The following is a 14020-nucleotide window of genomic DNA, read 5'->3' on the forward strand; positions in this document are numbered from 1 at the left end:
TTTATTTTCGCATGTCCTGCTGTTCCCTGCAAAGTGATTCATCACAATGTCGCGGTCCGGTACACAAATGAAACATGCGCCCTGTAGTAAGGCGCATTGAGAAACGTACCGGACCCCGACTAAAAAAGAGAGCGGTTTTCCGCTCTCTTTCCTAGTAAGGTGTCGACAGCCAGTCGACGACCGGTATATTGAGTTCTTTGACTGGAAGCCCTATTGCTCTGTAGAACGAGCGCAAAAACAGCTCATTTTGATGCTCTTTTCCGACCGTATCGTGAAAGCTTCTTACAAAGAGCTCCTTGCCGATATCTCGTTCGTTTTCGTAATGGCCTTCTACCATATCAAAATAGTGCACAGGGAACAATAAGCGTCCATATAGCAGCCTCCATGAGCTTTTGGAGAGCGGCTTTACTTTTTCATAATCGTCGATGAAACCGAGCACTTGGTTGTTCCGGAAGTGATCCTGATAAATGTTGGAGCGGATGTACTCCGCAAGATCTCGTACAGGATGATCGACGATCCAGCCTACTGGAAGCTTGGCAAGCGAACCGTCCACGTCCACCCACGCTCCTTCTGTAAACCGGTCGTGGCACACGGCTGATGATCCAAGACCAGCCGGCCCCCTTTCAAGACCGTGATCGACGATATATTGTATCGCGTTCTCTCCGAGTCCTTCATAATACGGAAACGATGTGAGAAACAAACGGTCAAAGTCATTTTTCTCTTTTCTTTGCTTCACATCGTAATACCGCTTATGCATGTCATCCATCCGCTTCATCCAAAGCTCTGCCCACTGTCCGTATGCTGTGCGCTGCAGGGGGTGGTAATGATGAATGTTCTTCGACCGTTTGTGAAATTGGGCTAATTCCTCACCGATCGGCTGTGACGGCGCGCGCTCGCTTGTGTCGAGCTTAAACAGCATGACGGCCGCTCCGTCAATATAGGCATTCGGCATGCTGGAAACCGTCGGACAGAGCTCAGCGATTCCCGTTTCCCCCGCTTGCTTCAAGCACTCACTCACATACACCATCTCTTGTATCTCTTCAAATGAAAAATTGCGCTGAGGCACAACAATGTAACGCTCTCCCCTGCTCCAGAACGTCCGGAAACCACGGTCGAGTTTCTTGGCTTCACAAACCAGCTGATAATTATGATATATATCTCGTTCAAACATGGCATCCACCACCATTTTCATCGTTCGCCCGCACATGAGCATCTGCCTATGCAAGCGTCTTATGCATCATATGCTCCTATGCCTTGTCTTGTTAGCGGTTTGCCTAAAATTCATAAGTTCAGCACCTGAACATATACTATAAAAACTACTAATGGGATGATAAAAGGAGACTGCACATATGCCTGATAAGAAAGTAGAAAATGTAGAAGCCGCTGCAAGAAGGATGCTGCTGGAGAGAGGCGTTACGCTGAAAGATATCGCTGAGCTTGTCTATTTCCTTCAAGTCCCTTATCATCCAGAGCTTAAAGTGGATGTTTGTTTGCATAACGTAGAGCGCGTCATTGCTAAGCGTGAGGTGCAAAATGCCATCTTGACTGGCATTGCTCTTGATGTGTTGGCAGAACAAAAAAAGCTGGAAGGGCCGCTTCAGGAAATCCTTGAAAAGGACGAAAGCTTGTATGGCATTGATGAGATCATCGCGCTGTCGATTGTTAACATTTATGGCTCAATCGGGTTCACGAACTACGGTTACATCGATAAACAGAAGCCTGGCATTTTAGAGAAGCTGAACGACAAATCATCAGGAAAAGTTCACACCTTTTTGGATGACATTGTGGGTGCGATTGCCGCAGCCGCATCTAGCCGGCTCGCTCACAGAGCCGCGAATACAGAATAAAGAAAACGCCGCAGCTGCGGCGTTTTCTTTATTACACTTCCCATTCATCTAGGCTGTTTACCACATATGTTGGATGAAGGTCAATTTCTTTTAAATGATGAGGCTGGGTAACACCTGTATGCACGAGCAGAGTATGCAGTCCTGTGCGGATGCCTGCCATAATATCGGTCTGGTAATTATCGCCGATCATGAGCGTTTCTTCTTTCGGTGTGCCGAGCGCAGCAAGTGCCATCTCCATGATCACTGGCTCCGGCTTGCCGATAAAAACAGGCTCTGTCTGTGTAGAAACGGCTACAACAGAAGTAAGAGAGCCGTTCCCCGGCAGCAGGCCGCGCTCAGTCGGTATGGCAATATCACCGTTCGTCGAGATAAACGTCGCTCCTCCCCTGACCGCAAGGCAAGCTAGGGCGAGCTTCTCATAATTAATCGTACGGTCAATTCCCATCACAACAAAATCAGGGGAATCTTCGGTCAGTGTGATGCCTTTTTCCTGCAGCGCTTCTTTAATGCCGTCCTCCCCGATCACATAAGCTGAGGCATTAGGCTTCAGCTGGTCGATATAGCTTGCCGTCGCCATGCTTGTTGTAAACACATGATCTTCCGTAGAAGGAATATCGAAGTTTTTGAGCACCTCTGCAACCTGTTTCTTCGTCTTGGACGAGTTGTTCGTGACAAATAAATAAGGCAGCCCTTTTTCTTTCAGTTTTTTTACAAAAGCAACAGCGGCTTCAATCCGTTCTGTCCCTCTGTACATTGTTCCGTCTAGATCAATTAAAAAGCCTTTATAGTTCATAGCCGTTCCCTCCTTGATGTATAAATCGCTGTTTGGTTATGGCAGAAAAGCGGAAACCGGTCCAAGTTCATTTTCTAAATAGTTGCGAACATGCTGCGGAAAGGATGCAAGGACTTCAATATGTTTTTGGATAACGGTCCGGATTTGTTCATGTTCGATGTCCATATAATCCTGCACAAGCTGTTTTCTAAGAGCCACAACGTTCTTTAGAGCGGCAGCATCATATGAAGGAAGCACCTTTTCATCATCCAAGATATCAAGAATATCGTCAAAACTTCCTGGATCTCTCATGATAAAGCCATCGATAATGCTGTTGCCGGCATCCATCATGCATTCAATCAACAGATGGCCGATTCTCTCGAGCGCATAGCAATTAGATGGGGTGTTTATCTGTTTTAGTTCATTAAAATCCTTTAACAGCTGTTCAATATATTGCAGATGCTGTTCCATTTTTTTGCGGTCCACAAAATACATGATCTCACCTGATTTTCATTATTTTTAACCACTATAGTTTACCACAATTGCGGTGCCAGACTGTAATACAGTACCGAATTTTGCTATCATTAGATTGTTAGGAGAACGAAAGGCGGGATGACGATGAGTAATGAACGATTTTTTTTATATGATGATACAGAGCAGTCACAGACTCGGTTTGTCAGCTTTATGGGCAGAAACACGCGCTTTGATTTAGCGATCGTAAAGACAGGGCGCCATTACGGAAAACTCCTTATCTTGAACATGCTCAGCAACCGCTTCGCGATAATCGGGACGGATGATTTAGAGGAAGAGGGCTATTTGGAGCATGCGTTTAATTTGAACGAAGAGGATGCTCAGGAGTTGAGGGAGTTTTTGTACGAGGTGGTGTAAGTAACTTTTGTTGCTTTAAGAAATCAATGAAGCAGAGTTGATCTGCGTTACAGGTGCACGCTTATCCAGAGGGGTGAAGTGAAAAGCAGAAATGGCTCGTCCAGCCTAGGGCAAGCAAATGAGAAAGGGACCGGTAAGTCGGTTTGTGACTTATTGGGCACTGGCTCATTTGACCTCGAGGGGCTAGCCATTTCTGCTGGACAAACCGAAAAGCAGAAATGGCTCGGCCAGCCTAGGGCAAGCAAATGAGAAAGGGACCTAAAGAATCGGTTTGTGACTTATTGGGCACTGGCTCATTTGACCTCGAGGGGCTAGCCATTTCTGCTGGACAAACCGAAAAGCAGAAATGGCTCGTCCAGCCTAGGGCAAGCAAATGAGAAAGGGACCTAAAGAATCGGTTTGTGACTTATTGGGCACTGGCTCAAAGGAAAGCTACGCAGCAAGACATCCAACGCAAGAAAATGTGATTTTCATTTTCGAGGAGTCGGCACCTGAGACGAAGATCAACTTATCAAAGAGGGATTCAAGATGCCTTAAAAAACTTAGCGCTTCCATCATTCTGAAAAGCTTATAACACCTCATGCTATACATAATGGTGTAATTTAAAACTCGTAAAGAAAAAACCATCCTTCTGGGCAGACTACGGTTAGGGCTTTTGCCCGACTGGCTGCTGCGAGAGAAAGGGTGGTTTTTGTTGTCTGATGAAAAGGAAAACAAATATACGGACTTTTCTAATGTCGAGACAGGCAGACGTTTTGTTCTGCCTGAGGATTTTCCAGAAGGGCCTTATGGTTCACCGATCATAAGGAAGCTCGGAAAATCGACGCCATGGAAAGAGGACCAGCGGTATTACAGTGCCTTCAATTATGAAAACAAATCGCTGCATGAAGGCATTGAACGCAAGTACCCTGGTGCTCACCCGGCACATGATGATCCTGGCCGCTCCACGCAATCGCCCTATGAGGATGTTCAGTAGCACCTCTGAAGTATCAGAACGCCAAAAGAAATAAACCCCTGAACTCGTTTCAGGGGTTTATTTCACTTTCTTCATAACAAAGTATGGGCAGCCAAAGTTGCAGTATTCATAAATGTACTCTGGCAATGTGCTTATTTTCGTATCGTACGTGGCTTTGTCGTGATGATCTTCAAAAAAGCCTCTCAGACGCAGCTGTTCGTAGCCGATATCTCCAACGATATAATCGTATTTATGCAAAATTTCGCTGTAGCGTGCTTTAAACTGTTCTTCATCAAACGCCTCACGAAAATCTTCTACCATTTCATATGAATGATTTCCGATTGTAATCAAGGTTCCGCTCACCTCACTTGGTTTTATTTTACCATGAGTTTCTATTTAACAGCCAACAATTTCTTCACAAGGAAACGATGTCTTCTGGTGACACTAAGGATAAGGAGGTGAAGATGATGCGTTATATAACAGGTTTTCTTTTATCCGCCCTGCTTTTATCAGGCTGCGGCGGCAATGATAAAGAAAAAGCCGGTGATGAATATAAGTTTTCAAAAATGAACGTGACCGATGAGAACCGTATCGGCCAAAACATGAATTACAGCGATTTTGGTTATATGCGCCATAAAGAGGGCGACAAAGTGAAAACAGGGAACAGCGTCCCATACTTAAACAGACAAAAGCTCGCAGATATGATTTCAGACATGTCGCTGCAGCTGCCTGGCATTAAGGATGTTGGAACATATGTGACAGATGAAGAAGTGCTGATCGCCTACCGGACAACGAATAAGGACAGAAATGCTGCCGCTGATCAAATCAAGATGACCGCTTTTGCTGTTGTGCCGCGGTATTATCATGTGTACGTGAGTGATGAAAAAGGCATGATCGATAAAATTGAGCAATACCAGGCCTTAAATAATGATACGGAAAACATTGAAGGCATTATTGACGAGCTGATCGCTCAGATGAAACAAGCTCCTCAAGGAAAGAAATGGAACTATGGAGAAAATGAAAACGGCGAGATGAACGGTGAGAGCAACAATATGAGGGGCAAAATGTCCGGAAAATAAAAACACAAGCAGCTCTTATAGGCTGCTTGTGTTTGCTTGTGCGGCGTTGACTTGCTCATCCGCATGATAAGAAGAACGAACGAGCGGTCCAGATTCACAATGCTTGAATCCTTTGCCGAGCGCGATTTTCTTCAATTCTTGAAACTCTTCTGGTGTGTAGTACTTTTGTACCTTTAAATGTTTTTTCGTCGGCTGAAGATATTGCCCGATCGTCATGATATCGACGTTGTTCGCGCGTAGATCATCCATCGTTTCGATGATTTCTTCCCACGTCTCACCAACCCCAATCATGAGGCTGGACTTCGTCGGGATGCGCTCGTTCATCTCTTTTGCGCGGCGCAGGAATTCGAGTGAACGCTCATATGTAGCGCGTGCACGGACTCTAGGTGTCAATCGTCTCACCGTTTCAATATTGTGGTTCATGATGTCTGGCTTCGCGTTCATGAGCATTTCTAAGTTCTCTTTTATACCCATCATGTCTGATGGAAGCACTTCGATGGAACAGAACGGATTTCTGGCGCGCACGGCTTTGACTGTCTCAGCAAAAACAAACGCTCCGCCATCTTTTAAATCATCACGGGCAACCGCCGTGATCACGACGTGCTTAAGACCCATTTGCTCCACAGATTCTGCTACACGCTCAGGCTCTTGCAGGTCCAGTTCAGTCGGAAGTCCTGTTTTGACGGCACAAAAACGGCATGCACGCGTACATACATCGCCCAATATCATGAACGTTGCCGTCTTGCGGACTGCCCAGCATTCATGGATGTTCGGACATCTTGCTTCTTCGCATACCGTGTGCAGCTTTTTCTCACGCATCATTTTCTTTAATTCTTTATAGTTATCGTTTGTGTTGAGCTTTATTTTCAGCCACTCCGGCTTACGTAAGTGTTCTTCCTGCTTTGCCACTCTTACCACTCCATTTCCGCATTCCTATAGAGGTAATTATAAAGACCTTTTAGTATAAAACCAATTAATGTGATTAAAACATTCACCTTTATTACCTTATCATAACGCGAAAAAATAGCCAAACCCACCACTTTCCAACAAAAAATTTTCATAAAGAGCGCTCTCTTCCACAAACTAATGCTAATTGAAAACAACGAAAGGAGCTGGAGGGCGCATGTTAAAAGCGGGCATTGTCCTGATTGCAGCTGCCGCACTTCTTCTTCAATGCCCCAATAAGGGGGAAGCGGCTGAAAACAAGAAGCCTCCTTCTTATTCCAAAGAAGATGTCGACCGCCTCGCCTTATATAAAAAAATGGAGACGACCACGCTGATACCCTGGTATTACTTTGCCGGAGCCGATCAGTATGAACGGAGTGTCAGACGAGCGAGAACGGACCTTCCGAAAAGAACTGGACTTACCGGCATCTTTTTCTCCCCCGCTCAATGGGTTGGCCCGCTGAATCCTGATTTGGAAGATAAAAATGCCAATTCCATTTCGCTTTTTGGCGGTCTTGGAAAAGACGGCAACAGTGATGGTCTTGCTGACCGGGAGAACGACGAGGATGTGTTGTTCACGTTTGCATCGCTTATCGGAAAAAATGGCTTTGACGAAGAAAATTTTAAAATCGGCCTCTGGAATTATTATCAACGCGATAAAGCGGTCGGCATCATTTTAGAGAACGCAGCGATCTACAAATCTTATGGAACAGTGAGCCTGGACCAGCACAGCTTTATCGTCCCGCTCCGATCGAATTACAGTTATCGCAACACGTGGGGCGACCGCAGAGGGTTCGGCGGCTTACGCATTCATGAAGGAACCGATATCTTTGCGGATTACGGCGTACCGGTTAAAGCGGTGTCGTATGGTGTTGTTGAAATTAAAGGATGGAACCGGTTTGGCGGATGGCGGATCGGAATCCGTGACATCAATAATGTGTATCATTATTACGCTCACCTTGGAAGCTTTAACAAAGGGGTTGAGAAGGGTTCTATTGTTGAACCAGGCACCGTAATCGGCTATGTGGGGAGTTCTGGCTACGGGCCTCCAGGAACTTCTGGGAAATTTCCGCCGCACCTTCATTTCGGCATGTACCGCGATAATGGATTCACCGAGTGGGCGTTCGATCCATACCCTTATCTGAAAGCTTGGGAGAGGCAGGAGCGGATGGCATCAAGAAGAAGGTAACAGCACAGCAAAACCCTCGCCGAGCTGCAGCGAGGGTTTTGCTTTTGCTTATTTATTTTTCGATACTTTGACAACATTCAGGATGCTAAGAGCAAGTCCGCCCCAAATGATGCCCATACCGACTAACATCATGGCAATTGCACTTGCAGACATGCTACATCGCCTCCTTATGTTCTTTGGCCGTTTTGTTTTTATCCCATTTTAAGAAAGAAAGCAGCACTCCTAGAAGGATGATTGTGACAGATGTCACCGCCCCGTATTTAATGAGTGCGTCTACTGGATAACCGCCATACGGTTCTTTAAACTCGGTGATAACAAGCTGAATGAGCATATAGCCAAGCAGTACAGGTGTAACGAACTTTAGGCAGATCACCCACCAGCTGCCTGTTCTTAAATCGGAAAGGCTGTTCGCATGGTTTTGTAATTCACCAAGCTTCTTGAACACCCAGCCGATAAGGATGACTTCAATCAATCCTGAAAGGACAATTCCGTACGTATTGATAAAATGGTCCACGATGTCAAGGAAGTTCAAACCTCCGTTTGACGCGTAAATAAGTGAGAACAACGCTGATACAAGACCGCCGAACAATACCGCTTTAGAGCGGCTGATGCTGAACTTGTCCTGTAATGCGGCGACATACACTTCTACGATAGAAATTAAGGATGTCATGCCCGCGAATACGAGAGACAAGAAGAACAAGACGCCGAACACTTCATTCAACCCTGGGAACGAGTTGATGATGCTTGGGAAGACCATGAATGCAAGCCCGATACCCGATTTAACGACTTCATCTACCGGGACACCTTGCTGCTGAGCCATGAAGCCTAGTGCTGCGAATACACCGATACCAGCAAGAAGCTCGAAACCGGAATTCGCGAAGCCAGTGATAAATGCATTGTTGTTAATATCCGACTTTTTCGGCAGATAACTAGAGTACGTGATCATGATCGCGAATGCGATAGACAACGAGAAGAAAATCTGTCCATACGCTGCTACCCACACCTTGCCGGAAGTAAGCAAGTCCCAGCGAGGTTCAAAAAATGCGTTCAACCCTTCTGCTGCACCATCGAGTGTGATGGCGCGGATAACAATCAATGTGAACATGATAAACAGAAGCGGAAGAAAGATTTTATTCAGCTTTTCAATTCCTTTTGCAACGCCTTTAAACAGCACGGCGATCGTGACGATCCAAACGATTAACAGTGGAATTAGGACGCCAGGAACAAGACTTCCAAACACCCCAGGATCGGCAACTTTTAAATACTCACCGACTAAGAAAGCATCCGGCTTATCTCCCCATTTTAAATCAAACGAAAAAACAGTATACGATAATGCCCAAGCGATAATGACTGCATAATACGTAGAAATAACAAATGCTACCAGCACCTGCCACCAGCCAAGCCACTCAGCACCTTTGTTCATTCTGAAATAAGATAACGGCCCTGAACCGCGGTATTTGTGACCCATCGTGAACTCCAAAATAAGAAGCGGAATTCCTGCCGTCAGTAGTGCGATTAAATAAGGAATTAAAAATGCCCCTCCGCCGTTTTCATACGCTACAGCCGGGAATCGCCAGATGTTTCCGAGCCCTACCGCTGAACCGACAGCTGCCATTATAAAACCGTAGCGGCTGGCAAATTGTTGACGGTTTTCCATGATGATGTCCCCCTTCAAAAGTTAAAACTTTTGAGTATTTTGTCTTTTCTGATTATTCTGTTGTTAGTATATATGCTCGCTGTCTAAATGTCAAAACATTTTGACGAAATTTGTCATATGTTAAGGACTTTTTGCTCTCTAACTCTGTTTTCTTCACACAATGACGAAGGTGGCTTTAAACAATGGGGGTTCGGTACCGTGATTATGACTTGGGGGGAATGGAAATCCGTTAACGGTACCGGCCCCCACTAAAAGGAGTCGGAGAAATTATTAACAAGCAAAAAACCGGCATCTGCCGGTTTTTTGTTTGGTTCTATTTTTTCTTTTTGTTCGGTTCAAGCGGGACAGATGGCTGGATGGTGGAGCCTGATCCGTTTTGTGAGCCGTTGTAGTATTGCGGGACTTCGCCTGGAAGTATATAAGACGCTATCGGAATGGGACGAACGACTATGGCTGTTTTTGTGGCAAACGGGATGACGATTTTAACTTTTACCTTGACGATAACACTGACATTGTGTTTGACATTGTTGATTCCTTTTTCCTCAAATGTTTCTTCAACATCGGTATCCACATCACCGATAGCGGTGTATTTAACAGGTATTTTCGGTCCTAGGTTGGCTAAAAGAGCATTTTTGGTTGCTTGACCAAGCGGAATGTATGCTACCAGCCCAGGCGGCTTTTTATAATCATTTACTTCCTCTAGTTCATCGCTCATCAACCCAAAATCACTATGTTTGCCTTCTTCTATATTCTTCAAATAAGCTTGAACGATTTTCCCAGCCTGAAACATGATACGGTTGACGACCTTTTGATCAATTGAGGCTGATATGATATCTCCGTTATCGTTCTTCACATACTTCACCACATTATCCATGTCACCGGTTTCGACGATTTTGTTCATGACTGCTTCGTTGATCGCCTGTGAGGCGATCTCATCTGTTTTCGTTTCGGCTATATGAATAAGCGTCGGCTCTATCCCTTTGTTCACGATCCAAAGACCTTGGATGGTCATCACCATAAAAATAATCAAGCTCATGGAAAGCACGTAACGTATAGGAAGCGGTCCCTTCCGCATTCTGATCTTCCGTCGCCGTCTAAACAAAGAGATAACCCCCTCTCTTCTACATATGTATGCAGAGAGGGCAGGATTTACGTATAAAGGTTGCCACATAAAGAAAACTTGGCTGACGCCAACCTTAGTTCATTTTATACTTTCTTAAAATGCAAAAAATGCTGCTGATTACGAGGACCAGCAGCACGTTTTACTATATTTTTTCGTAGACAACAAAGTCATGAGGATAGACTGTTTTTTCATCCGTCTCGCCTTTTTCACGAGACACCTCTGTCCAATCCTCTTTTGAGAAGAATGGAAAATACGTGTCTCCTTCAAATTCGTGATGAATTTCAGTCACATACATTTTTGTCACATGCGGCATGAATAGGCTGAAAATGTCAGATCCGCCGATTACACAGATTTCCGCATCATCCCTCGATATCACGTCATCAACAGACGACACGACGGTGCATCCTTCTGTTTCATACCGCTCATCGCGCGTCATGACGATGTTCTCACGTCCCGGAAGCGGCCTGCCGATCGATTCATGCGTTTTGCGGCCCATCACGATCGGTTTACCCAGCGTCACTTTTTTAAAATACTGCAGATCATTCGGCATATGCCACGGCAGCTCGTTGTTTCGGCCGATCAGCCTGTTTTTGTCCATCGCTACGACAAATGAAATCATACCGAAACCGCTCCCTTTATATGAGGATGTGACTCGTAATTGACAAGCTCGAAATCATCGTATGTAAAATCAAAAAGACTTTTCACATCATGATTGATTTTCATCTGCGGCAGCGGATGAGGATCGCGTGAAAGCTGCAGCTTCACCTGTTCCAAATGGTTGCTGTAGATATGGGCGTCACCGATCGTGTGAACGAATTCACCTGGCTTGAGGCCCGTTACTTGTGCGACCATCATCGTCAGAAGCGCATAGGAAGCGATGTTGAACGGCACACCAAGGAACGTGTCGGCAGAACGCTGGTACAGCTGGCACGACAGCTTTCCGTCCGCCACATAAAACTGAAACAGCAGGTGGCATGGAGGAAGTGCCATGTTCGGCACATCAGCCGGGTTCCACGCGGTCACGATCAAGCGCCTTGAATCTGGATTCTTCTTTATGTCATCTACAACGTTCGCGATCTGGTCGATCACGCGTCCGTCCGGTGATGTCCACGAGCGCCATTGATAGCCGTATACCGGCCCGAGGTTTCCGTTCTCGTCCGCCCACTCGTCCCAAATTCTCACGTTGTTTTCTTTTAAATAAGCGATGTTCGTGTCACCTTTTAAAAACCAAAGAAGCTCGTGGATCACGTTGCGCATGTGCAGCTTTTTCGTCGTCACAGCGGGAAATCCTTCTTCCAGGTTAAAACGCATCTGGCGTCCGAAAACCGAGATCGTTCCCGTGCCTGTGCGGTCCTCTTTCACCGTTCCATTGTCTAGGATGTCTTGTAATAGATGTAAGTACTGTTTCATTTCGTTATTCCCCCCTGCCAGAAAATCTTCATGCATTAATCCTACCATAGAAAAAGGATAACCTTAAAGGCTATCCGAATTTTTTTATACCATCTTCAAAAGAGCGTCTCGCCCCTTCATCCCGGTTTCAATGCCGATCGCGTACGCTTCGTGTGTGATCGACTCGAGCGGCGCATCCAGCAGCTGATCGATCGTCCTTACACCGACAGCACGGCCGGCGATGATTTTACGGTCAGCGAGCTTTTCGTTAAGCAGGGCTACATCGAGCGCTCCGCACATAATGTATCCGTTATCATTAAACACGGCCATAAAGTTCGTTTTCGGCAGCCGCAGCGTGACTGCAGTAAACGGAATGCCATCTATTAAAATAGGGCTCATCTCTAACATGAACATCCCACTTCCTTTCTCTCACATGATATGAAAAGAGAAAGAAAAAGTGTGTGCTACACTCCTAAAATAATGAAACGGAGACCGAGACCTGCCAGAATGAGCAGCAGCATCGTCACGACGATCCCCGCTGGCAGCTTCTTATGGATGTATGCCCCAAGCCGCCCGCCTAAGTAAGCTCCTGGCACGAGCGCAATTACGGCCTGCCACACCACATTGCCATAATAGACGTGGGCGATGCTGCCAGTAATGCTGGATAAAAAGATCATGAACATGCTCGTCGCCACGGCAACTGTAACAGGAAAGCCGAATAGAAGCATCATCGCCGGGACCATAAGCGAGCCTCCGCCGATGCCAAAAAGACCAGAGACGACACCGACCACAAACGAAATAAGAAGCGCGACGACAGGCGGATAACGGTATGTATGAACAGTGCCGGAAGCTTCTGTGAAAGTTCTTTCCCACCCTCGGGAAAATTGTGCTTTCGGCAGCTTGTCACGGACGATGAGCAGGAGGGAAACGAATAGCATAAAGGACCCGAACAAGATAAAGAATATGCCTTCATCTGCTCGTTCATTAAACGCAGCGCCTGCGAACGATCCGGGTCCGCTTCCTAAGAAGAAGAGCCAGCCGCTTTTAAAATCGATGCGCTTGTCCGCCATAAACGAGCGCGTTGCCGAAAGTCCTGTGACGATCAAAATGACGATTGACGTGCCTACTGCCGTTTGGGGTGTAAAATCAGGCAGCTGGGAAAACCATTGATCAGCGGATAAAAGCCCTGGCACGATCAGGATCCCGCCTCCAAGACCGATGATGCTTCCGAGCGTGCCAGCAGAAAGACCTAAAAGAAAAAGCAACAGCCACAACATGATGGTTTCCTCCTAAAATAAATCGAGCTGTCTGGGTGCGAGTTCTTCGTATTCTATACCCAATAAGTCAATCATCTGCTTCGCGTTATCCGCTGCATCGCCGCCAGAGTTGTTGTTAAACAGCATCACAATCTGTTTCGTCTCTTTTTTAAGTTTCTCTAAGAGTGCTTTCCATTCTAGCAGCTCTTTTTCATTGTACCGATAAAGATACCGGACATCGCGCCAGTTTGCCTGGCCGTGGCTGTTCCAGCCATGCACGTTCCGGCCGTGAAGGCGGATCAGCGTCTTTTCCTCGGTCGCAAATGGGACAAGAGGTACAGATCCTGATCCAGCTTGCGGTTCATCGCATATCGTATGTATCCATCCTTCCTCTCTCACAAAGGTCAGTGTCTTATCCCGTACTTCTGGCGAGTACCACGATTGATTTCTGAACTCGACCGCTGACGGGATGTCTCCCATCATCTCTTTTGTGAAGCGCAGCATCTGTACGCTTTCCTTGTCACATTCAAACCAAGGCGGATACTGAAACAGCACCATATCGAGCTTCCCAGCTTCAGTAACCGGCTTGATTGATTCCTTGAACGCGTCAAACATTTCTTTCGTCGTTTCAAACGGCACTTTGCCGCGTGCGTGCCCTGTCATGCCCTGATACGCTTTGACGACAAATGAAAACGATTCAGGTGTTTGCGACACCCAGCGTTCGTAATTCCGGACAGGCTGGACCGCGTAAAAAGCAGCATCTACTTCTACGACAGGAAAGTGCCCCGCGTACACTTCCAGCTTGTCCCGTGGCGGAGTGCCGTCCGGATATAACGTGTCATGGTCGCCCCAGCCTGTAACGCCTATTGTGATCATCACGGCACCTCCTTTTTTCAAGTGTAAACCCGTTTTTCAAGCTG

At 46.3% G+C, this 14020-nt stretch carries 18 protein-coding genes; 5 read left to right on the forward strand and 13 right to left on the reverse strand.

What is annotated here, in order from left to right:
- Positions 1-151 precede the first annotated feature (151 nt).
- Positions 152-1192: a spore coat putative kinase YutH gene (gene yutH / locus ACFQPF_RS04225; protein ID WP_379746888.1), complete on the reverse strand. Its 1041-nt coding sequence runs from the start codon at positions 1190-1192 to the stop codon at positions 152-154.
- 157 nt (positions 1193-1349) lie between these two features.
- On the opposite strand from yutH, the gene ACFQPF_RS04230 reads away from it, so the two are divergent.
- Positions 1350-1847 carry a phosphatidylglycerophosphatase A family protein gene (locus ACFQPF_RS04230; RefSeq protein ID WP_379746890.1) on the forward strand — a complete coding sequence of 166 codons (498 nt, stop codon included), beginning with the start codon at positions 1350-1352 and terminating at the stop codon, positions 1845-1847.
- Between the two features lie 31 nt (positions 1848-1878).
- On the opposite strand, the gene ACFQPF_RS04235 is transcribed toward ACFQPF_RS04230, so the two are convergent.
- A complete protein-coding gene (locus ACFQPF_RS04235; RefSeq protein WP_379746892.1) occupies positions 1879-2640 on the reverse strand; it encodes a TIGR01457 family HAD-type hydrolase in 762 nt (253 codons plus the stop codon).
- A gap of 36 nt (positions 2641-2676) precedes the next feature.
- Positions 2677-3114, reverse strand: a complete 438-nt coding sequence (locus tag ACFQPF_RS04240; RefSeq protein WP_379746894.1) for a DUF86 domain-containing protein — start codon at positions 3112-3114, stop codon at positions 2677-2679.
- A gap of 123 nt (positions 3115-3237) precedes the next feature.
- On the opposite strand from ACFQPF_RS04240, the gene ACFQPF_RS04245 reads away from it, so the two are divergent.
- Both ACFQPF_RS04245 and ACFQPF_RS04250 read left to right on the forward strand, forming a co-directional pair.
- The gene (locus tag ACFQPF_RS04245; protein ID WP_379746896.1) at positions 3238-3507 is read left to right on the forward strand and encodes a DUF3055 domain-containing protein; all 270 of its coding nucleotides are present in this window, start codon (positions 3238-3240) and stop codon (positions 3505-3507) included.
- 694 nt (positions 3508-4201) lie between these two features.
- Entirely contained in the window at positions 4202-4483 is a 282-nt protein-coding gene (locus tag ACFQPF_RS04250) for a hypothetical protein (protein WP_379746898.1), read from the forward strand.
- A 57-nt stretch (positions 4484-4540) separates the two neighbouring features.
- Here the strand turns inward: ACFQPF_RS04250 and ACFQPF_RS04255 are convergent, their stop codons facing one another.
- Positions 4541-4813: a YutD family protein gene (locus ACFQPF_RS04255; protein WP_379746900.1), complete on the reverse strand. Its 273-nt coding sequence runs from the start codon at positions 4811-4813 to the stop codon at positions 4541-4543.
- Between the two features lie 113 nt (positions 4814-4926).
- Here ACFQPF_RS04255 and ACFQPF_RS04260 point away from each other — a divergent pair, with 113 nt between their 5' ends.
- The gene (locus ACFQPF_RS04260) at positions 4927-5541 is read left to right on the forward strand and encodes a YhcN/YlaJ family sporulation lipoprotein (protein WP_379746902.1); all 615 of its coding nucleotides are present in this window, start codon (positions 4927-4929) and stop codon (positions 5539-5541) included.
- 15 nt (positions 5542-5556) lie between these two features.
- On the opposite strand, the gene lipA is transcribed toward ACFQPF_RS04260, so the two are convergent.
- Positions 5557-6450, reverse strand: a complete 894-nt coding sequence (gene lipA / locus ACFQPF_RS04265; RefSeq protein ID WP_379746904.1) for a lipoyl synthase — start codon at positions 6448-6450, stop codon at positions 5557-5559.
- 214 nt (positions 6451-6664) lie between these two features.
- Between lipA and ACFQPF_RS04270 the strand changes: the two genes are divergently transcribed.
- Positions 6665-7675, forward strand: a complete 1011-nt coding sequence (locus ACFQPF_RS04270) for a M23 family metallopeptidase (protein ID WP_379746906.1) — start codon at positions 6665-6667, stop codon at positions 7673-7675.
- Positions 7676-7723: 48 nt separating this feature from the next.
- On the opposite strand, the gene ACFQPF_RS04275 is transcribed toward ACFQPF_RS04270, so the two are convergent.
- From ACFQPF_RS04275 to ACFQPF_RS04310, 8 genes are all read right to left on the reverse strand, one after another.
- Positions 7724-7828, reverse strand: coding sequence for a methionine/alanine import family NSS transporter small subunit (locus ACFQPF_RS04275; RefSeq protein WP_379746908.1), 105 nt, complete (start codon positions 7826-7828; stop codon positions 7724-7726).
- 1 nt (position 7829) lies between these two features.
- Positions 7830-9332, reverse strand: a complete 1503-nt coding sequence (locus tag ACFQPF_RS04280; protein ID WP_379746910.1) for a sodium-dependent transporter — start codon at positions 9330-9332, stop codon at positions 7830-7832.
- A gap of 313 nt (positions 9333-9645) precedes the next feature.
- On the reverse strand, positions 9646-10434 hold the full coding sequence (yunB, locus tag ACFQPF_RS04285; RefSeq protein WP_379746912.1) for a sporulation protein YunB: 789 nt from the start codon (positions 10432-10434) through the stop codon (positions 9646-9648).
- 163 nt (positions 10435-10597) lie between these two features.
- Positions 10598-11074, reverse strand: a complete 477-nt coding sequence (locus ACFQPF_RS04290; protein ID WP_379746914.1) for a dihydrofolate reductase — start codon at positions 11072-11074, stop codon at positions 10598-10600.
- The gene (locus ACFQPF_RS04295; RefSeq protein WP_379746916.1) at positions 11071-11865 is read right to left on the reverse strand and encodes a thymidylate synthase; all 795 of its coding nucleotides are present in this window, start codon (positions 11863-11865) and stop codon (positions 11071-11073) included. Before ACFQPF_RS04295 ends, ACFQPF_RS04290 begins: the two co-directional genes overlap by 4 nt.
- Positions 11866-11949: 84 nt before the next feature.
- Entirely contained in the window at positions 11950-12252 is a 303-nt protein-coding gene (locus tag ACFQPF_RS04300; protein WP_379746918.1) for a YunC family protein, read from the reverse strand.
- A 56-nt stretch (positions 12253-12308) separates the two neighbouring features.
- A complete protein-coding gene (locus tag ACFQPF_RS04305) occupies positions 12309-13121 on the reverse strand; it encodes a sulfite exporter TauE/SafE family protein (protein ID WP_379746920.1) in 813 nt (270 codons plus the stop codon).
- Positions 13122-13133: 12 nt separating this feature from the next.
- Positions 13134-13976 carry a DUF72 domain-containing protein gene (locus ACFQPF_RS04310; protein WP_379746922.1) on the reverse strand — a complete coding sequence of 281 codons (843 nt, stop codon included), beginning with the start codon at positions 13974-13976 and terminating at the stop codon, positions 13134-13136.
- Positions 13977-14020: the final 44 nt, after the last annotated feature.

Source organism: Fictibacillus iocasae, assembly GCF_042665465.1.
Lineage (GTDB): Bacteria > Bacillota > Bacilli > Bacillales > Fictibacillaceae > Fictibacillus > Fictibacillus iocasae.